We start from the raw sequence: 19682 nt of genomic DNA on the forward strand, positions 1-19682 counted from the left end.
GCTAGCGCAGCACCACGTGCTGGAAGCCCTGCACCAGGCTGATGACCGGCTGGGGATAGATGCCGAGCGCCACCACCAGGATGGCGGAGAGCAGTACCACCAGCCCGCCGGAGGAGAAGGCCCAGTCGGCCCTGGCATCGCGCAGCTGCATGCCGGGTTCGCGCAGGTAGAGGGTGACCATGACGCGCAGGTAGTAGTAGAGACCCAGCGCACTGCCGAGCACGATGGCGCCGGAGAGCCACCACAGCTTGGCATCGACCGTCACCCCGATGAGGTAGAACTTGCCGATGAAGCCGAGCGTCATGGGGATGCCCGCCAAGGAGAGCATCATCACCGTCATGACGGCGGTCAGGTAAGGACGCTTCCAGAACAGGCCTCGGTAGCTGTGCAGGGAGTCCGCATCCTTGCCGCGATAGGGGCTCGACATCATGCTGATGACGCCGAAGGCCCCCAGGCTGGTGAACAGATACATCAGCAGGTAGACACCCGCCGCTTCCACCGGCATCTGGCCGAGGCGGCTTGCCACCACCACTGCCAGCAGATAGCCGAAGTGGGAGATGGAGGAGTAACCCATCATCCGCTTGATGTTGGTCTGGATCAGCGCCAGTAGGTTGCCGACCACGATGGAGATGACTGCCATGGCTGCCAGCAGCCAGTGGATCATGGGGTCCGAGGTGGCGGGCACCGCCAGGTAGAAGCGCAGCAGCACGCAGAACACGGCTATCTTGCTCACGGTGGCGAGGAAGGTGGCCACAGGCGCCGGGGCGCCCTCATAGACATCCGGGGTCCAGAGGTGGAAGGGGGCCAGGGAGAGCTTGAAGGCAAAGCCCACCAGCATCAGGCCAAAGCCCCCCATCAGCAGCGGGTGGTGAGCCGGGCTCTGGGCCAGGGTCAGGCCAAGATCGCTGAAGCTCAGGCTGCCCGCCTGGGCATAGAGCAGCGCCATGCCGAATAGCAGGAAGGCGGTGGCGGCGGCGGAGAGCACCATGTACTTGATGCTGGCCTCCAGGGAGTGGCGCTCGCGGTAGGCATAGCCCACCAGACCGAACATGGGCAGGGTCAGCATCTCGATCCCGATGAACAGCGACGCGAGGTGACGGGAGCCCGCCAGTACCAGGCCGCCTGCGGTGGCGATCAAGAGCAGCAGGTAGAACTCTTCCCGGTTATCCGGGTAGCCCTTGAGCCAGGAGCGACCGAAGGTACAGGTGGCCAGGGCGCCGATGAGCACCAGCCCCATGTAGAAGACCGCATAGCTGTCCACTTGCAGCAGGGGAGTGACCCCCTGATCCCCCTGGGCCATGACGATGGGCAGGGAAAACAGCGCCAGGTTGAGACCTGTGATGGTCACCACGAAGGCGGTGTCATCGCAGCGCTTCCAGGCGATGGCGAGCATCAGGGCGACCATGGCCCCCGTGGTCAGCAACAGGGGCAGCAGGGCCAATAGTTGGGCGGCGGTAAACGTCATGACAAGGCTCCCGGCGTGGACAAAGAAAGGGAGAGAGAAGGAGAGGGCATCATTGCAGTGCTCCTGTGACTGGCAGCGCGTACCAGTGCAGCACGCTCAGCAGACTGCTGCTGGCGGTGTCGAGCACGGGTTGCGGGTAGAGACCGAGCAGCACCAGCAGGCCGGCGATGGTCAGCATCATGGCCAGCTCCCGTCTGTCCAGGCCCTTGAGGACGCTCTCGTCCCTAGGGGCACCGAAGCAGGCGCGCTGCAGCATGATGAGGGAGTAGACCGAGGCCAGCACCAGGCCGAAGGTGGCGATGATGGTGATGATGGGGGCTACCTGGAAGCTGCCGATGAGGATCAGGAACTCACCGACGAAGTTGCCGGTACCCGGCATGCCAAGGGAGGCCACCGAGAAGAACAGCATGACGCCGGGCAGGTAGCGCAGCCGACCCCAGAGGCCGCCCATCAGGCGCAGATCCCGGGTGTGCAGCCGCTCGTAGAGCTGGCCGCACAGGATGAAGAGACCGGCGGCGGAGAGGCCGTGGGCGATCATCTGCACCACGGCCCCCTGCAGGGCCAGCTCACTGCCCGAATAGATGGCAATCATCACGAAGCCCATATGGGAGATGCTGGTGTAGGCCACCAGACGCTTGATATCGGTCTGGGCGAAGGCCAGCAGGGCGCCGTAGACGATGCCGAACAGGCCAAGGAGCATGGCGTAGGGGGCGAACTCGGCGGAGGCCTCTGGAAAGAGCGGCAGGGTGAAGCGCAGCAGGCCGTAGGCAGCGGTTTTCAGCAGGATCCCTGCCAAATCCACCGAGCCCGCGGTCGGCGCCTGGCTGTGGGCGTCCGGCAACCAGCCGTGCAGGGGCACCAGCGGCATCTTGACTGCGAAGGCGATGAAGAAGCCCAGCATCAGCAGCCACTGTACCGTGCTGCTCATGGGGGTGTTCAGCAGCTCCTGATAGTTGAAGGTGAAGACGCCTGTGCTGGCGTGGTGGGTCAGCACCAGGCCCAGGATGGCCACCAGCATGATGAGGCCGCTCGCCTGGGTGTAGATGAAGAACTTGGTGGCCGCGTTGATCCGGGATTTGCCGTCGGTGACCGAGTGACCCCATAGCGCGATCAGGAAGTACATGGGAACCAGCATCATCTCCCAGAAGAAGAAGAACAGGAACAGGTCCACCGCCATGAAGACGCCGAGCACGCCGCCCAAAATCCACAGCAGGTTGAGGTGGAAGAAGCCGATGCGCTGCACTATCTCCTTCCAGGAACAGAGGATGGCCAGCACCCCGATGAAGCTGGTGAGCATCACCATCAGGAGTGACAGGCCGTCTACCGCCAGGTGCAATGAGATGCCGAAGCGGGGGATCCAGGGTTGCTGCCACTCGGCCGCCCAGACGGGGAGGCCGGGGCTCGCGAGGGAGAAGTCACCCCCCAGCCAGATGGCACCGGAGAGCACCAGACAGGCGCTCATGGAGAGCAGGGCTACCCAGCGAACGAATTGTCCGCCGAGCCGCTCCATCTGCCAGCAGAGCAAGCCGCCGATAAAAGGAATTAACAAGATCCAGAGTAAGGTCACGATATCAGCTCTCGTCTAGGTTCTAGTCGGGCAGGCCCCGGGCCTGCCACACATATTGGGCTCATGGATCAGCCGAGCAGCAGCAGGGCCAGGATCAGGGCGGCGCCCATCCCCATGGAGGCGGCGTACCAGCGCAGCTTGCCGGAGACGGTCCAGGCCAGCAGCTGGTGGCCACCCTGGGCCAGCACGGCGGGCAGGTTCATCATCCGATCCAGCGGGTCCTTGCCGAGCAAGCGGGTTGTCAGCAGGTAGGGCTTGACCCAGAGCCAGTCATAGAGCCAGTCAAAGCCCCAGGCATTGAACCAGAGGGTGCTGAGGGCGCGGCCCGGCGCACTCTCGGCGATCCCCTTCGCCAGGCGACGTTCGCCGAGGAAGAGGAAGGCGGCGAGCGCAATGCCTGCCACGGCGATGACGCCGGAGAGGATCTCGAGGCTGTGGCGCCCCTCTTCGATATGATCCCCCGGGCCTGCCGGCAGTACCCCGGCGAGCGGCGGTACTATCAATGCACCCACACCAGTGGAGAGCACCAGTAGCACCAGCAGCGGCAGCTGGTGGGCCAGGCCGTGTCCGGCGTGGGCCTGGGTCTGCTCCTTGCCATGGAAGGCGATGAAGATGAGGCGGAAGGTGTAGAGGGAAGTCAGGAAGGCCCCACCCAGACCGGCCCACAGCAGGGCGCTCTGGCCACTGGCCTGCACCTGCCAGAGGATGGCGTCTTTACTGTAGAAGCCGGCGGTGACCAGCGGCAGCGCGGCCAGGGCCGAGCCTCCCACCAGGAAGCAGGCATAGACCAGCGGCAGACTCTTGCGCAGGCCTCCCATCTTGAAGATGTTCTGCTCGTGGTGGGTCGCGACTATGACGGCACCGGCGGAGAGGAACAGCAGCGCCTTGAAGAAGGCGTGGGTCATCAGGTGGAAGATGGCCCCTTCCCAGGCGCCGACCCCCAGGGCCAGGAACATGTAGCCAATCTGGCTCATGGTGGAGTAGGCCAAAATCCGCTTGATGTCGGTCTGGACCAGCGCCGCAAAGCCTGCCAGCACCAGCGTGATGGCACCGACCAGGGCCACCAGATGCAGGATCTCCGGGGCCAGCAGGAACAGACCATGGGTGCGGGCGATGAGGTAGACACCGGCGGTCACCATGGTGGCCGCGTGGATCAGCGCCGAGACCGGGGTCGGGCCCGCCATGGCGTCTGCCAGCCAGGTCTGCAGCGGCAGCTGGGCGGACTTGCCGACCGCGCCGCCGAGCAGCATCAGGCAGGCGAACGACAGGGCAGGGGAGCCCTCGGCAAACATCGCGGGGGCGCGCACCAGCAGCTCGTGGATGTTGAGGGTGCCGAGCTCGCGGTAGAGCACGAAGAGCCCGATGGCGAGGAAAACGTCGCCGACCCGGGTCACCACGAAGGCCTTGAGGGCGGCTGCCCCGTTGGCCGGGTTGCGGTAGTAGAAGCCGATCAGCAGGTAGCTGCACAGCCCCACCCCTTCCCAGCCGAGGTAGACGAACAGCAGATCATCGGCCAGCACCAGGAACACCATGCTGGCGATGAAGAGGTTGGTGTAGGTGAAGAAGCGGGAATAGCCCTCTTCCCCGCGCATGTACCAGGAGGCGAACAGGTGGATGAAGAAGCCCACCCCGGTCACCACCCCCAGCATGGTCAGCGATAGCCCATCCAGGGAGAGGCGGAAGGCGGGCTGGAATTCGCCCACCGACATCCACTGCCACAGGGTCTGGGTATAGACGCCGCCTTCCGGCATGTTGCCGAGAAAGTTGATGCCGACCCACAGGGTAGTGAGGGCCGACAGGCCTATGCTGCCGACACCGATGAGTGCCGCACTGCGCTCGCCGAGACGGCCGATGGAGAAGGCCAGCAGCAGCCACCCCAGCAGGGGGAACAGGAAAGTCAGGTATAGGAGGCTCATCCGCGCATCTCGCTCACAGTGTCCACGTTCAGGGTGTGGTAACGACGATAGAGCAGCAGTAACAGGGCGAGGCCGATACTGGCCTCCGCTGCCGCCAGAGAAATCACCAGTATGTACATGATCTGGCCGTCGGCCTGGGCCCAGCGGCTACCCGCCACCACGAACGCCAGCGCGGACGCATTCATCATGATCTCGATACTCATGAGGATAAACAGCAGGTTGCGGCGGATCAGCAGACCGCACAGCCCGATGCAGAACAGGATGGCCGCCAGCAGCAGACCGTGTTCCATTGGGATTCCATTCATGACTGACCTCCTTCCTGGGATGGGCGAGCTGTGGGTTTGGGGACGGAAAGCACTTCCCCGCTCTTGTCTTCACGGCCAAGGTGATAGGCGGTGACCAGACCCGCCAGCAGCAGGATGGAGGCGAGCTCCACCGCCAGCACATAGGGGCCGAACAGGGCGATGCCGACCTCCTTGGCGCTGACGTCGGTCAGCCCCAGCTCACCGCCGGTGACCCCGAGGATACCGTAGGCCAGAAAGCCAAGCAGGATGAGGGAGAGCAGGGCGGGCCCACCCCAGGTCATGGGGGTGAGCCAGTTGCGCTCCTGATCCTGGGCGGAACCCAGGTTCAGCATCATCACCACGAACACGAACAGCACCATGATGGCGCCGGCGTAGACGATCACCTGCAGGGCGCCTGCGAAGGAGGCCCCCAGGCAGAAGAAGATCATGGCCACGGCGATGAGGGAGATGATGAGATTGAGCAGCGCATGCATGGGGTTGCTGGTGCTGATGACCCGCAGCGTGCTGTAAACGGCGACCAGGGCCGCGGCATAAAATGCCAGTTCCATGATTGACTCCTAGGGCAGCAGGCTCTTGACATCGATGGGCTTGGCTTCGTTCTCGGCATCCCCTTTGGGCTTGCCGTCGATGGCCATCCCGCTCATGCGGTAGAAGTTGTAGTCCGGGTACTTGCCGGGGCCGCTGATCAGCAGATCTTCCTTCTCGTACACCAGATCCTGGCGGCGATACTCTCCCATCTCGAAATCCGGCGTCAGCTGGATGGCGGTGGTGGGGCAGGCCTCTTCACACAGGCCGCAGAAGATGCAGCGGGAGAAGTTGATGCGGAAGAACTCCGGGTACCAGCGACCGTCGTCCCGCTCCGCTTTTTGCAGCGAGATGCAGCCGACCGGGCAGGCCACGGCGCACAGGTTGCACGCCACGCAGCGCTCGTCACCGTCCGGATCCTGAGTCAGTACGATGCGGCCACGGAAACGGGGGGCGGCATAGACCTGCTGCTCCGGGTAGTTCAGGGTCTCGCGGGGGCGCCAGGCATGGGAGAAAACCATCCCCAGACTGCGCAGTTGGGTGCCAACACCCTTGATAATGCTCGTAATTTTCATTGGTGCCTCACTGCACGTTCATAAGCACGACGGCGCCGGTTACCAGCATGTTGAGCAAGGTAAGCGGTAAGCAGACTTTCCAGCCAAAGGACATCACCTGGTCAAAGCGCGGGCGGGGCAGGGAGGCCCGCAGCAGGATGAAGAACACCATGAAACAGGCGGTCTTCAGGGCAAACCAGATGAAGGGCGGCAGCCATGGGCCGTGCCAGCCACCGAAGAAGAGGGTCACGATGAGGGAGGAGATCAGCACTATGCCGATGTACTCGCCCACGAAGAAGAGACCCCATTTCATGCCCGCGTACTCGATGTGATAGCCGTCGGCGAGCTCCTGCTCGGCCTCCGGCTGGTCAAACGGGTGGCGGTGGGTGACGGCAACCCCGGCAAACAGGAAGGTGATGAAGCCCAGGAACTGGGGGATCACGTTCCACAAACCGGCTTGCGCTTCCACTATATCCCGCAGGTTGAAGCTGCCGGTCTGGATGACGATGCCCATGAGCGACAGGCCGAGGAACACCTCGTAGGAGAGGGTCTGGGCCGAGGCGCGCAGGCTGCCGAGCAGGGAGTACTTGTTGTTGCTCGACCAGCCGGCGAACAGCACGGCGTAGACCGCGAGCCCTGCGATGGCCAGGATGTAGAGCAGCCCCACGTTGAGATCCGCCACGCCCCAGGTGGGGGTGATGGGCACCACAGCAAACGCCAGGATGAAGGCGGTAAAGGCGATGATGGGGGCCAGCACGAAGATCCGGCGATCCGCGAACGGCGGGATCCAGTCCTCCTTGAAGAACATCTTGACCATGTCGGCCGCCAGTTGCAGCAGGCCGAAGGGGCCCACCCGGTTGGGGCCGTACCTGTCTTGCCAGAGCGCCAGCAGACGGCGCTCGATGAAGCTCATGAAGGCGCCTGCCCCCACGATCCCCACCAGCACGATCAAGGCTTTGCCTACCTCCAGCAACAGATCGATCAGCTCATTGCTCATGCGATGGCCTCCTGCAAGTCAGTCACATAGGCCTGGTGCAGCGCGGTCGGCAGACCATGGGCGCCCAGGGGCAGGCCGAGCAGGCCCGGTGCCAGCCGTTCGCTGAGCCGCAGTGTCAGCCGCCAGTGGTGGCCACCCCAGGAGAAGGCCACCAGATGGCCGGCATGAAGGGCCAAGCGGGCAGCGTCGGCCGGGTTCAGCACCAGCTCGGGTTCTCCCATGCGGGCCTGGATGACGGGGCTGCGCGCGGAGAGCTCGTCGCCACCGAACAGCTGGTCATAACTGACCACCTGCAGGGCTGCCTCTGCCCTGAAGGGCGCGGGAATGGTGTCGAACCAGCCGAGGGACTCGCTGCCTGGCTCCAGCAGGCGACGACCGGGATCGCCGGCCCGCAGGTTGCCACCCACCTCATCCTGGAACTTGTTCCAGGCAGAGGGGGAGTTCCAGCCCGGCGCCCAGGCGAACGGCACCTGTTGCAGGGGCTGGCGGGCACCTGCATAGCCTTCCATGGAGAAGTTGAAGGGGGAGTCGGGGTCTTGCGCCACACGGGGCTCGCTCACGTTCTGATCCGCCAGCATGGAGGTGCGGCCGCTGTAGCGGTGCGGCTCGCGGGCGAGCTTCATGCCACGGATGCGCAGACCCGCGTTGGGGGCGGCTTCGCGCATGGTGGCCAGTAGCGGAGCCGAGGCGGCGCAGGCCGCACTCACCTCGTCGAAGGTGCTCCAGCGCGGGGCCTTTCTGTCCAGCGTGCCTTGCAGCGCGGCCAGCCAGCGCCAGCCCTCGCGTACCTGGATGTCGGCGTCGTAGAAGGCGGGGGCATAGACCTGGAAGAAGCGCTGGGCGCGGCCTTCCATGTTGATCAGGGTGCCATCGGCCTCCGCGAAGCTGGCGGCAGGCAGCACCAGGTGGGCCTGCCGGGCAGTGCGGGTGTCCTGATGATCCACCACCAGCAGATACTGCAGGTGCTTGATGGCGGCATCGATCCGGTTGCGGGGAGCACGGCGGTAGAGATCGTTCTCCAGGGTGATCAGCGCAAGCCGATCGCTCCCTTCGATGCGCTCGAGGGCGGCTTCAAGCGGGGCGGCGTTGCCAGCCAGCATGGCCAGCCCCAGGCTGTTGGCCTCTTGGGCCACCAGCGCCAGTTCGACGGCCTGACCGCGACCCTTGAGGGCGTGGGCTATGTTGCTGGCCGCCTCGATCAGCGCCTGACTGCGGGCACCTGAGCCCGCGATGATGAGCGGCTTCTTGGCATTGCCGAGCAGCTCGGCCCAGCGGCTGGCTTGCGCCAGCTGATCGGCGTCCAGATCCTGCGGGGCAGGGGCCAAGCCGTCGAGCAGGTGGGCGATGGCAAAGCCGAGGCGGGCCTGATTGGCGTGGGGGGCGTGCAGTGTATCGGCGGCCACGTCGTCGAGACGGGTCTGATCCAGGCTGGTGATGAGCAAGGGGTAGCGCTCATTCTGAGCGAGCGTCTGCACCGCGGCGACCTGCCACAAGTCCACCTTCAGCTTGCGGGCGATCTCGCGTCCCTTGCCCTTGACCGCCTGACGCAGGGCCAGGGCGATGCGGGCGGCGGTCTGGGTGACATCTTCACCCAGCACCAGCACGGCGTCTGCCTCTTCCATATCGCGCAGGCTCGGGGTGCGTACCCCGCCCTGGTGCAGCACATGCAGCATCTTCTGTAGGCAGGCCCATTCGCTCTGCTCAACGCCTGCGTAGAAGTTGTCGGCGCCTACCAGCTCGCGCAGGGCGAAGTTGCTCTCGAGCGAGGCGCGGGGCGAGCCGATACCGATGATGCCGGAGGCGGTGCGCAGGGCATCGGCAGCGCGGTTCAGGGCACCATCCACCGTGATGGCCAGCTTGTCATTGCCATCGCGCAGCAGCGGCTGGCGCGGGCGGTCGGCCTGGTTGACATAGCCGTAACCGAAGCGGCCACGATCACAGAGGAAGTAGTGGTTCAGGGCGCCGTGGAAGCGGTTCTCGATGCGGCGCAGCTCGCCATAACGCTCCCCCGGGCTGATGTTGCAGCCGACCGAGCACTGCTGGCAGATGCTGGGCGCAAACTGCATGTCCCACTTGCGGTTGTAGCGCTCGGAGTGGGTCTTGTCGGTGAAGACGCCGGTGGGGCAGACCTCCACCAGGTTGCCGGAGAACTCGCTCTCCAGGGTGCCATCCTCGACCCGACCGAAGTAGACGTTGTCGTGGGCGCCATAGACCCCCAGATCCTCGCCGCCGGCGTAATCCTTGTAGTAGCGCACGCAGCGATAGCAGGCGATGCAGCGGTTCATCTCGTGGTTGATGAAGGGGCCGAGATCCTGATTCTGGTGGGTGCGCTTGGTGAAGCGGTAGCGGCGGCTGTTGTGGCCCGTCATCACCGTCATGTCCTGCAGGTGGCAGGCGCCGCCCTCTTCGCACACCGGGCAGTCGTGGGGGTGATTGGTCATCTGCCACTCCACCACCGTCTTGCGAAACTCCTTCGCCTCTTCGTCCTCGATGGAGATATAGGTGCCATCGGTGGAGGGGGTCATGCAGGACATGACCAGGCGGCCGCGCTTGTCGTCGGCATTCTGGTACTGTTTGACCGCGCACTGGCGGCAGGCGCCGACGCTGCCGAGCGCCGGGTGCCAGCAAAAATAGGGGACGTCCAGACCCAGAGACAGACAGGCTTGCAGCAGGTTGTCTGCCCCGTCTACCTCGAACTCTTTACCGTCTACATGAATGGTTGCCATACAACTTCCCTGAAACCTGTTTTGTGAAATCGGCTATTGCCCGATGCGTCCTGGCGTATTACCAGCGCTCGCCCAGCAGATTGGGCTGGATACCCTTGAACAGCTTGTGATTGTCATGGGGAGCCTTGACCCCGGCCTCGAACTCGGACCGGAAGTACTTCATGGCACTGCCAAGGGGCTCGACGGCGCCGGGAGCATGGGCACAGAAGGTCTTGCCTGGCCCCAGGAAGCTGACCAGCTGCTCCAGGGTGGCGAGATCCTCGGGTTGGCCTTCGCCTCGCTCCAGGGCCCGCAGGATCTTGACGCTCCAGGGCAGGCCGTCGCGGCAGGGGGTGCACCAGCCGCAGGATTCGCGGGCGAAGAACTCTTCCATGTTGCGCAAGAGGCCTACCATGTTGATGCTGTCATCCACCGCCATGGCGAGCCCGGTGCCCATGCGGGTGCCGACCTTGCCGATGCCGCCTGCGTACATCTGGGCATCCAGGTGCTCGGGCAGCAGGAAGCCGGTACCGGCGCCCCCCGGTTGCCACGCCTTGAGGCGATAGCCGGGCTTCATGCCGCCGGCGTACTCCTCGAACAGCTCGCGGGCTGTGATGCCGAACGGCAGCTCCCAGAGACCGGGGTTGTTCACCTTGCCGGAGAAGCCCATCAGCTTGGTGCCGTGATCCTCCGACCCCGGCAGCGCCAGCCCCTGATACCAGGCAACACCGTTGCCTATGATGGCGGGCACGTTGCACAGGGTCTCGACGTTGTTGACGCAGGTGGGCTTGCCCCAGACACCGGAAACGGCGGGGAAGGGGGGTTTGGCCCGCGGGTTGGCGCGCCGCCCTTCCAGGGAGTTGATGAGGGCCGTCTCTTCGCCACAGATGTAGCGGCCGGCGCCGGTGTGGACGAACAGCTCGAAGTCAAAGCCCGAGCCCAGGATGTTCTTGCCCAGCAGACCGGCCGCTTTGGCCTCTTCCACCGCGCGGCGCAGGTGGATGGCGGCATCCACGTATTCACCGCGCAGGAAGATGTAGCCGCGATAGGCTTTGAGGGCCCGGGCACTGATGATCATCCCCTCGATCAGCAGGTGGGGCAGTTGCTCCATCAGCAGCCGATCCTTGTAGGTGTTCGGCTCCATCTCGTCGGCGTTGCAGAGCAGGTAACGGATGTTCATGCTCTCGTCCTTGGGCATCAGGCCCCACTTCACCCCGGTGGAAAAGCCGGCGCCGCCGCGCCCCTTGAGGCCAGCGTCCTTGACGGTGCTGACGATATCATCCGGGCTCATCTGGCCCAGTGCCTTGCGGGCGGCTTCATAGCCCTGTTTGGCCTGATATTCCTCCAGCCACACCGGCTGGCCGTCATCACGCAGCCGCCAGGTGAGGGGATGGGTCTCGGGGGCGCGGGGGATGCGGTTGGCGGTGCCGAGGGAGGCGAGTGTCTTGCCTGGCTGGATGCTCATGGGTAAGCCTCCAGGGTTTTCAGCAACGTCACCGGATCGAGTCTGCCATAGGTATCGTCATCTATCATGATGGCCGGTCCCTTGTCGCAGTTGCCGAGGCAGCAGACCGGCAGCAGGGTGAAGCGGCCATCCGGGGAGGTCTGGCCGGGGACCAGATTGACGACCTCTTTCAGACCGGCCAGCAACTGCTCGTGACCGTTGATGTAGCAGACCATGCTGTCGCAGACGCGGATGATGTGGCGACCCACCGGTTGGCGGAAGATCTGGCTGTAGAAGGTGGCGACCCCCTCCACGTCGCTGGCGGGGATGCCGAGCTCGGCACCGATGGCGTGAATGGCGCCGTCGGGCACCCAGCCGCGGGCCTGCTGCACTATCTTGAGCGCTTCTATGCTGGCGGCACGGGGATCTTCGTAGTGGTGTTTCTCATGTTCGATGGCATCGCGCTCAGCCTGGCTCAGGACGAAATCGCCCTGTGTGCTGCTGCATGCCCCTTGCCCTTGGGGGGTCTGGTTATTGTGACACTGACATTGGCTCATGACTTGACCTTTTGTGGCTTTTCCCTTTACTGCGCGTCTTGCCCTTCGCCCCGTCGGCCGGGGCGAGAGGACTCAACGATCCACATCTGACATAACGAAATCGATACTGCCCAGGTAGACGATGAGGTCCGACACCATCTGGCCACGGATCACCGAGGGGATCTGCTGCAAGTGGGCAAAGCTCGGGGTCCGGATCCGGGTCCGGTAGCTCATGGTGGAGCCGTCGCTGGTCAGGTAGTAGCTGTTGACGCCCTTGGTCGCCTCTATCATCTGGAAGGACTCGGCGGCCGGCATCACCGGGCCCCATGACACTTGCAGGAAGTGGGTGATCAGGGTCTCGATGTCCTGCAGGGTGCGCTCTTTGGGGGGCGGCGTAGTGAGCGGGTGATCCGCCTTGAAGGGCCCCGCCGGCATGTTCTTCATGCACTGCTCTATGATGCGCATGCTCTGGCGGATCTCCTCGATGCGAACGGTGGCGCGATCGTAAGCATCCCCGTTGCTGCCCACCGGCACCTCGAACTCGAACTGATCGTAGCCGGAATAAGGGCGCCATTTGCGCACATCGAAGTTGAGGCCGGTGGCCCGCAGACCGCCCCCCGTGGTGCCCCAGGCGAGCGCCTGCGCCGTGTTGTAGGCGGCGACCCCGATGGTGCGGCCGCGCAGTATGCTGTTGCGCATGGCGGCTTTTTCATACTCCATCAACCGCTTGGGCAGCCAGCTCAGCAGATTGTCCTGGATGAGGCGGGCCCAGCCGGTGGGCAGATCGTGGGCCACACCGCCGATGCGGAACCAGGCCGGGTGCATGCGGGCGCCCGTGATGGCCTCGATGATGGTGTAGATCTTCTGCCGGTCGGTGAAGGTGAAGAAGACAGGGGTCATGGCCCCCACGTCCTGGATATAGGTGCCAAGGAACAGCAGGTGGCTCTGGATGCGGAACAGCTCCGCCATCATCACCCGGATCATGTCGACCCGGTTGGGTACTTTGATCCCCGCCAGCTTCTCGACCGCCAGCACATAGGGCAGGTTGTTCATCACCCCCCCCAGGTACTCGACCCGGTCGGTGTAGGGGATGTAGCTGTGCCAGGACTGGCGCTCGCCCATCTTCTCGGCACCGCGGTGGTGATAACCGATGTCGGGCACGCAGTCGCGGATCTCTTCCCCGTCGAGCTGCAACACCAGGCGGAAGGCACCGTGGGCCGAGGGGTGGTTGGGGCCGAGGTTAAGGAACATGTAGTCCTCGTTCTCGTTGCCACGGGCCATGCCCCACTCTTCGGGCTTGAACAGCAGGTTGTCCTGCTCCTGATCCTGCTTGACCGCATCGAGCATGAAGGGATCGAACTCGGTGGCGCGGGCCGGGTAGTCCTTGCGCAGCGGGTGTCCCTGCCAGCTCTTGGGCATCATGATGCGGGTCAGATGGGGGTGACCGTCGAAGGTGATGCCCATCAGATCCCAGACTTCCCGCTCGTACCAGTTGGCGTTGGGGAAGTGGCGGCTGATGGTGGGCAGGTGCAGATCGCTCTCCATCAGCGGCACCTTCAGCATCACATCGGCGTTACGGTCGATAGAGATGAGGTGATAGAAGACGGTGAAGTCGCTGTCCGGCAGGCCGTGACGATGGCTGCGCATCCGCTCGTCGGTGGCGCTGAGATCAAACAGCATCACGAAGGGGGAGGGGAGCTTTTGTAAAAAGCCCATCACGTCCAGCAGCAGATCGCGGGAGAGCCAGATCACCGGCACCCCGGTACGGGTGCTCTGCACCGTGAAGTGCTCGGCACCGAAGTGGGCGAACAGCTCGCCGACCACCTGGGCATCGACGTGATCCGCCGTCTGCCCCTGGGCCATGGTGTAGTTGCTTGGGAATTCTCGAGTCAGTTTCATGGTCAGATCTCATCCGGCGTGCGCAGGTTGGTGACTTGGATGCGCTCTTCCCGCTTGCGATCCTTCTCCGCCTGCATCTGGGGACGGTAGACCCCCTGATCGCCCACCACCCAGGAGAGGGGGCGGCGCTCCTTGCCGATGGAGTCTTGCAGCAGCATCAGGGCTTGCAGGAAGGCTTCGGGACGGGGCGGGCAGCCCGGGATGTAGACGTCGACCGGCAGGAACTTGTCCACCCCCTGCACCACGGAATAGATGTCATACATGCCGCCCGAGTTGGCACAGGCCCCCATGGAGATGACCCACTTGGGTTCGAGCAGTTGTTCATAGAGGCGCTGGATGACCGGCGCCATCTTGATGAAGGGAGTCCCTGCGATCACCATGAAATCCGCCTGACGGGGCGAAGCCCGGATGACTTCGGCGCCGAAGCGGGCCACGTCATGGGGGGAGGTGAAGGCGGTACACATCTCCACATAGCAGCAGGAGATGCCGAAGTTGTAGGGCCAGAGGGAATTCTTGCGGCCCCAGTTGACGGTGTCTTGCAGCACCTCTTCGAGGCGCCCGATCATGATGCCGCGGGTCGCCTGCTGCGCCAGCGGGTCATCGACGGTCTGGCGCTGTTCCTGGGGGTAGCGCTCAACGGGCGCATCCGGGTCAATCCGGGTCAGGGTGTACTTCATGGTGCAACCTCAAAGGGATAATCGGTAAATCAGTCTGGCTTCTTGTCAGTCAGGACGCGTTTCTTCGGGGCCCAGTCGAGAGCACCGATGCGCCACAGGTAGATGAGGCCTACCAGCAGCAGGGTGATGAAGATGGTGGCTTCGATGAAACCGACCCAGCCGCTCTCCCGAACGGAGACGGACCAGGCGAAGAGATAGAGCGCCTCGACGTCGAAGATGACGAAGAACATGGCGACCAGATAGAACTTGGCGGAGAAACGCAGACGGGCATTGCCGACGGAGTCGATGCCCGATTCGAAGGGCCTGTTTTTGGCACGGCCATAGGCTCGTCCCCCCAGCAAGGCGGCGACGCCTATCATGGTCAGACAGATGCAGATGGCCCCAATGACGTAGACAGCAAAGGCCCAATGCTGGACAGCAATATCAGCAAACATATAGGTTTTCCCTAACCGAATTAATCATGTGACTTAACAAGGATGCTACGTAGTATGCCACTTTCATACTGATTTACATGTCATTTCAAAGGATTAATTATTAATCAATAGGGGGAAAATCGCGTTTTGCTAGCGGGGTCAATTTTCTCATTTGAGAATCATTTTCAATTGCTTTTACGCGGTGGGAGAAATGGCGAAATGGTGCAAAAAACAAACTAATCGACAAAACGAAAGACCCCGCATGGCGGGGTCTTTTCATCAGGGGGCGAGGAGGGGAAGGGCTTGTTCCGCCGCCTTGCCCTGGGAGAGCACTATCTCCACCCGGCGATTGGCCTGGCGATGGGCCGGGGTGTCGTTGGCAAAGCGGGGCTGGGTGTCCGCCACGCCCTGGGCGATGACGCGGCGTGAATCCAGCTTGGGGTTGGTGAGCAGGGTATGGACTATGGTGGCGGCTCGCAGCACCGACAGCTCCCAGTTGTTGCGATAGAGCTCCACCGGGGCCTGGGAGTTGTCAGTATGGCCAGTGACCACCACCATGCCCGGAATATCGGCCAGCACGTCGGAGACCTTGTTGACCAGGGGGATGAACTGGGGCTGCAGGAAGGCCGAGTCGGCCGGGAATAGGGTCTTCTCGCCGATGCGGATCACCAGCTGGCTGCCGAGCTGTTCCACCTCGATCTCCTTGGATTCAATCTGGCTCTTGAGCTGCTGATCCAGTTTTTGCTTGGTGAGGGTGGCCCACTCCTGCTCCTTGGTCTTGTGGGGCCATGACTCGGTGGCGCTGGGTTTCTCCGAGGCGCCTATGGCCTCGTTGAAGGGATCGGCTGCGGCGGCCGGCGCCTGGTTGTCCAGCACTTCCTCTTTCTGAGAGGTGCCCGGTGTGGTCTTGGACTCCGGCTCCAGAATGCCGGTCCCCCCCTGCATCACGGGAGAGCCGGCAGGCAGAGAGATGAGGCCTATCTTGCCAAGCGACTCGATAAAGCCCTGGATCAGCACCCGGGTCTCCGATTGCTTGGCCATGGCGAAGGAGTAGAGCACCACGAACAGGGCAAACAGCAGGGTCATGAAGTCGGCATAGGAGACCAGCCAGCGCTCATGGTTCTCCGGTGCCTCAGCCTTTTTCTTTTTCGCCACCATGGCCTCCGAGGTAGGGTTCAAGGGTCACTTGCAGCCGCTGTTGTGACTCACCGTCCACTATGCAGAGGATGCCGGTCAGGGTCATCTCCTTGTAGTGGCGGATCTGGTGGGCGAAGCCCTTGTAGCGGTTGCCAAAGGGCAGGAAGATCAGGTTGGCGGCGCCGACCCCGTAGATGGTGGCGATGAAGGCCACCGCGATGGCACCACCGAGCTTGTCCGGTGCATCCAGCAGCCCCATGGCGTGAATGAGGCCGAACACGGCCCCGACTATCCCCATGGTCGGGCAGTAGCCCCCCATGGCCTCGTAGAATTTGACGGTCTGCTCGAGATCTTCCTGCTCGAATTCGATCTCGTTTTCCAGCACCTCGTGGATCTTGGTCTTCTCGTAGCCATCTACCATCATCTGCACCCCTTTTTGCAGGAAGGGATCCTTGATGTCATCGATCATCCCCTCCAGTGCCAGCATGCCGCTGCGCCGGGCGTTGCCTGCCAGGGTCTCCAGTAGCTGAGCCTGCTCCAGCATGTCGAGGCGCAGGGGAGAGATGAGCCACTTGAAGCGCTTGAAGGTCTTGCCGACCACGGAGAAGGGGAACTGGGTCAGTGCGGCTCCCACGGTTCCCCCGATCACGATGAGAAAGGCGGGGAGATCGAGCAGGGCGCTGGGATGCCCCCCCTCGATGAGGTTGCCGCCCAGGATGGCAGCCAGGGCCAGCAGCAAACCGATAAGACTCATTTGTCCATATCCCTATGCGATGTGTGTGGCTAGTGTAGCTATTTAACTATCAGTTTTTCAAAACGAAATACAATCGGTGAGCAATATCCGAGAGGATACCGACATGGCTCCACCTTCCTGTGTCGGCCCGAGTCGCGGGATCATGAGGGCTGGCGGACGTGAACATGGCTGCAAGGCTGCAACCGGGCAGGGTGACATCCTGATGAAATGGGAGAATGGCCCTGAAATATCGGTGATGAAAAAGGATGGAATGGTATGCGAGGGCTGGTGGTGGCGGTTGACCTTCTCCCCCTCGGCGCTTGCGTGTATCGGCGAAGACCAAAAGCAAAAAACCGACCCTGAGGTCGGTTTTTCAATTTGGCGGTGAGGAAGGGATGATTTGCCACTGCGTGGCTCACCCCTTCGGGGCGGCCTCTGGCCGTTCATCGCGGCAAGCCGCTCTGCTCGAACCCGGCGAGGGTTCTCACCCTCCCTCTATGCGCATCAGGGAACACGGTAACCCAGATGCAAAAAAACCGACCCTGAGGTCGGTTTTTTATAATTTGGCGGTGAGGGAGGGATTCGAACCCTCGATACGTTGCCGTATACACACTTTCCAGGCGTGCTCCTTCAGCCACTCGGACACCTCACCAAATTTTCGACTGCTGCTTCACGTGTTCAATCACCACGTCGTTCGCTGCGCCGTTGCGCTGGAACGGGGCGTAATTTAGGGGAAAGCTGACTCGGGGTCAAACACTTTTCCCCTTATTTTTCAGAATCTTTATCGAATGCCTATCCCTTGAACAGAATGCCGGTTTTTTAAGCCCGATCAAGGTTTGTCCAAAATGATCAGGCTGTCGGGCAACTCGTTTTGATCCCGGGTGGCCGGAAACGCATCGGTCAGGATGGCGCTGGTGCGATCCACGCACTCGAGGAAGCCTTGTTCCACCTCCTTGTTGCGCACCCGTACCACGAAGTCGTCGATGATCTGCTGCCACTGCGCGTTGTCTATGTGCTGGGCTATGCCGTCATCCACCAGGATCTCCACATAGTGCTCCGCCACCGAGACGAAGATCAGCACCCCGAGCCGGTCGCGGGTGCGGTGCAGCCCCTGCTCGACAAATTGCAGGCGGGCCATCAGTGCCGCCCTGTGCTGACGCACTTTTTTCGGGATCAGCCGCATCTTGATGGGGGTCCAGTGGAACAGCAGGCTCAGCAGCAACCAGACCGACCACTGCACCAGCAGGATCTCGTACCAGCCGAGCCAGAAGCCGAGCTGGAACACCAGCAGAGGAGTGAGCATGGCCAGCAGCGCGGCCCAGAGGGTCGGAATATAGCGATAGCCATCGCTGGCCGGGGCCAGCACTGTGACCAGTTCGGCGTCCGTGGCCTGCTCGGCCTGCCGTACCCTGGCCTGCAAGGTGTGATAGAACTGTTTCGAAATCATCTTGTTGTCTCTTGTTCCCTGATTACCAACCGCCGGAAGCACCGCCGCCACCAAAACTGCCACCGCCGCCACTGAAACCACCGCCGCCCCCAAAACCGCCGCCGGTGCGTCCGGCACCGAAACCGCCGACCAGATAGGCGGCGTTGCGCCGGCCGCGACCGCCGCCACCACCGCCCCCCCGCAGGTTATGCAGCACGATCATCACTATCACTACCAGGATGAAGAGCCAGGGGCCGCCTTGCTTCTCCTCCTTGCTGGCGTTGTCTACGGGCTGATACTCCCCGGCCAGGGCCTGCATGATGCCCTGGCTGCCGGCGACCACGCCGGCCACCATGTCGCCGCGCTTGAAGGCGGGCAGGATCCGGGTCTGGATGATGTTGGCGGCGATGGCATCGGGCAGAGCTCCTTCCAGGCCATAACCCACTTCGATGCGCACCTTGCGCTCATCCTGGGCGATCAGCAGCAGCACGCCGTTGTTCTTGCCCTTCTGGCCTATGCCCCAGTGGCGACCGAGCTGGTAGCCGTACTCCTCTATGGTCTCCCCATCGAGGCTGTCGATGGAGACCACCACCAGCTGGATGCCGCTGCGCTTCTCGAAGGCGGCCAGTTGCTGGGTCAGCTGGTGGGCCTGCTTGCGAGACATCAGGGCCGCCTCATCCACCACACGCCCACTTAACGGCGGAAAGGCGGGGGCGGCTTGCAGCGTTGTCGTCCAGAGCAGCAGCAAGGGGAGCAGCGCGCGCAACATCATCGTCATTGGAAGCTGACCTTGGGCGCCTCATCGGCACCGGGCTTGGCGCTGAACGTGGGCTTGGCCTCGAGATCCGAATAGAGCAGCTTGGACCAGATGACCCCCGGGAAGGTGCGGATCTCGGTATTGAACTGGCGCACCGCCTCTATGTAGTCGCGCCGCGCCACCGCAATGCGATTCTCGGTGCCTTCCAGCTGTGCCTGCAGGGTCAGGAACTGCTGATCCGCTTTCAGATCCGGGTAGCGCTCCACCACCACCATCAGGCGGGAGAGGGCGCTGGAGAGCTGATCCTGGGCCGCTTCAAAGGCCTTGAGCTGGGCGGGGTCGCTCACCTGCAGGCTGCCGACCCGGGCGCGGGCATCGGTCACCGCCTTCAAGGTCTCCTGCTCGTGGCTGGCGTACCCCTTGACGGTCGCCACCAGGTTGGGAATGAGATCGGTCCGGCGCTGGTACTGGTTCTCGACCTGGCCCCAACTCGCCTTGACCTGCTCATCCAGGGTGGGGATGTTGTTCATGCCGCACCCGGTCAATCCCAGCAGCAGGGTGAAAGTCAGCAGGCACTGGGTGGCCCTGTGCCGGAGTGAAATGGCCATCTTGTTGTTCTCCATTGA

General features: G+C 63.1%; 19 protein-coding genes, 1 tRNA gene and 1 other RNA gene. 1 reads left to right on the top strand and 20 read right to left on the bottom strand.

The window, feature by feature from the left end:
• Nucleotide 1: 1 nt before the first annotated feature.
• The 15 genes from nuoN to ACB039_RS07810 all read right to left on the bottom strand — a co-directional run bounded on the left by nuoN (nt 2) and on the right by ACB039_RS07810 (nt 16894).
• A complete protein-coding gene (gene nuoN, locus ACB039_RS07740) occupies nt 2-1465 on the bottom strand; it encodes an NADH-quinone oxidoreductase subunit NuoN (RefSeq protein ID WP_042650465.1) in 1464 nt (487 codons plus the stop codon).
• A gap of 49 nt (nt 1466-1514) precedes the next feature.
• A complete protein-coding gene (gene nuoM / locus ACB039_RS07745; protein ID WP_270823433.1) occupies nt 1515-3032 on the bottom strand; it encodes an NADH-quinone oxidoreductase subunit M in 1518 nt (505 codons plus the stop codon).
• A 68-nt stretch (nt 3033-3100) separates the two neighbouring features.
• Nucleotides 3101-4948 carry an NADH-quinone oxidoreductase subunit L gene (gene nuoL / locus ACB039_RS07750; RefSeq protein ID WP_171268900.1) on the bottom strand — a complete coding sequence of 616 codons (1848 nt, stop codon included), beginning with the start codon at nt 4946-4948 and terminating at the stop codon, nt 3101-3103.
• Nucleotides 4945-5253: an NADH-quinone oxidoreductase subunit NuoK gene (nuoK, locus tag ACB039_RS07755; protein ID WP_005314891.1), complete on the bottom strand. Its 309-nt coding sequence runs from the start codon at nt 5251-5253 to the stop codon at nt 4945-4947. The genes nuoL and nuoK overlap by 4 nt, the downstream gene beginning before the upstream one ends.
• Entirely contained in the window at nt 5250-5801 is a 552-nt protein-coding gene (nuoJ, locus tag ACB039_RS07760) for an NADH-quinone oxidoreductase subunit J (protein ID WP_171268901.1), read from the bottom strand. Before nuoJ ends, nuoK begins: the two co-directional genes overlap by 4 nt.
• A 9-nt stretch (nt 5802-5810) precedes the next feature.
• On the bottom strand, nt 5811-6353 hold the full coding sequence (gene nuoI / locus ACB039_RS07765; protein WP_371165429.1) for an NADH-quinone oxidoreductase subunit NuoI: 543 nt from the start codon (nt 6351-6353) through the stop codon (nt 5811-5813).
• Nucleotides 6354-6360: 7 nt separating this feature from the next.
• Entirely contained in the window at nt 6361-7329 is a 969-nt protein-coding gene (gene nuoH, locus ACB039_RS07770; RefSeq protein WP_025327220.1) for an NADH-quinone oxidoreductase subunit NuoH, read from the bottom strand.
• On the bottom strand, nt 7326-10055 hold the full coding sequence (gene nuoG / locus ACB039_RS07775) for an NADH-quinone oxidoreductase subunit NuoG (protein WP_371165430.1): 2730 nt from the start codon (nt 10053-10055) through the stop codon (nt 7326-7328). The genes nuoH and nuoG overlap by 4 nt, the downstream gene beginning before the upstream one ends.
• Nucleotides 10056-10113: 58 nt before the next feature.
• Nucleotides 10114-11499 (bottom strand): NADH-quinone oxidoreductase subunit NuoF, encoded by a 1386-nt coding sequence (gene nuoF, locus ACB039_RS07780; protein ID WP_171268903.1) that lies wholly within the window; start codon nt 11497-11499, stop codon nt 10114-10116.
• The gene (nuoE, locus tag ACB039_RS07785; protein ID WP_371165431.1) at nt 11496-12035 is read right to left on the bottom strand and encodes an NADH-quinone oxidoreductase subunit NuoE; all 540 of its coding nucleotides are present in this window, start codon (nt 12033-12035) and stop codon (nt 11496-11498) included. Before nuoE ends, nuoF begins: the two co-directional genes overlap by 4 nt.
• A gap of 72 nt (nt 12036-12107) precedes the next feature.
• Nucleotides 12108-13913, bottom strand: a complete 1806-nt coding sequence (gene nuoC / locus ACB039_RS07790) for an NADH-quinone oxidoreductase subunit C/D (protein WP_171268904.1) — start codon at nt 13911-13913, stop codon at nt 12108-12110.
• A gap of 2 nt (nt 13914-13915) precedes the next feature.
• Nucleotides 13916-14590: an NADH-quinone oxidoreductase subunit B family protein gene (locus ACB039_RS07795; RefSeq protein WP_005324228.1), complete on the bottom strand. Its 675-nt coding sequence runs from the start codon at nt 14588-14590 to the stop codon at nt 13916-13918.
• A 29-nt stretch (nt 14591-14619) separates the two neighbouring features.
• A complete protein-coding gene (locus tag ACB039_RS07800; RefSeq protein WP_025327214.1) occupies nt 14620-15024 on the bottom strand; it encodes an NADH-quinone oxidoreductase subunit A in 405 nt (134 codons plus the stop codon).
• A gap of 258 nt (nt 15025-15282) precedes the next feature.
• On the bottom strand, nt 15283-16161 hold the full coding sequence (locus ACB039_RS07805; RefSeq protein ID WP_041205921.1) for a flagellar motor protein MotB: 879 nt from the start codon (nt 16159-16161) through the stop codon (nt 15283-15285).
• Nucleotides 16136-16894 carry a flagellar motor protein gene (locus tag ACB039_RS07810; protein ID WP_041205919.1) on the bottom strand — a complete coding sequence of 253 codons (759 nt, stop codon included), beginning with the start codon at nt 16892-16894 and terminating at the stop codon, nt 16136-16138. Before ACB039_RS07810 ends, ACB039_RS07805 begins: the two co-directional genes overlap by 26 nt.
• 103 nt (nt 16895-16997) lie before the next feature.
• Between ACB039_RS07810 and ACB039_RS07815 the strand changes: the two genes are divergently transcribed.
• On the top strand, nt 16998-17261 hold the full coding sequence (locus ACB039_RS07815; RefSeq protein WP_041205916.1) for a hypothetical protein: 264 nt from the start codon (nt 16998-17000) through the stop codon (nt 17259-17261).
• Here the strand turns inward: ACB039_RS07815 and ACB039_RS07820 are convergent.
• The 5 genes from ACB039_RS07820 to ACB039_RS07840 all read right to left on the bottom strand — a co-directional run bounded on the left by ACB039_RS07820 (nt 17253) and on the right by ACB039_RS07840 (nt 19679).
• Nucleotides 17253-17381, bottom strand: a non-coding RNA gene (locus ACB039_RS07820) — RtT sRNA. The genes ACB039_RS07815 and ACB039_RS07820 overlap by 9 nt on opposite strands.
• A gap of 56 nt (nt 17382-17437) precedes the next feature.
• Nucleotides 17438-17525 (bottom strand) — tRNA-Ser (locus ACB039_RS07825).
• Nucleotides 17526-17702: 177 nt separating this feature from the next.
• Nucleotides 17703-18320: a TPM domain-containing protein gene (locus ACB039_RS07830; RefSeq protein WP_041205604.1), complete on the bottom strand. Its 618-nt coding sequence runs from the start codon at nt 18318-18320 to the stop codon at nt 17703-17705.
• Between the two features lie 22 nt (nt 18321-18342).
• Nucleotides 18343-19077: a YgcG family protein gene (locus tag ACB039_RS07835; protein WP_041205605.1), complete on the bottom strand. Its 735-nt coding sequence runs from the start codon at nt 19075-19077 to the stop codon at nt 18343-18345.
• Nucleotides 19074-19679: a LemA family protein gene (locus tag ACB039_RS07840; protein ID WP_005327761.1), complete on the bottom strand. Its 606-nt coding sequence runs from the start codon at nt 19677-19679 to the stop codon at nt 19074-19076. The genes ACB039_RS07835 and ACB039_RS07840 overlap by 4 nt, the downstream gene beginning before the upstream one ends.
• Between the last annotated feature and the right edge of the window lie 3 nt (nt 19680-19682).

Source organism: Aeromonas sp. S2(2024) (assembly GCF_041402505.1).
Classification (GTDB): Bacteria; Pseudomonadota; Gammaproteobacteria; order Enterobacterales; family Aeromonadaceae; genus Aeromonas; species Aeromonas media.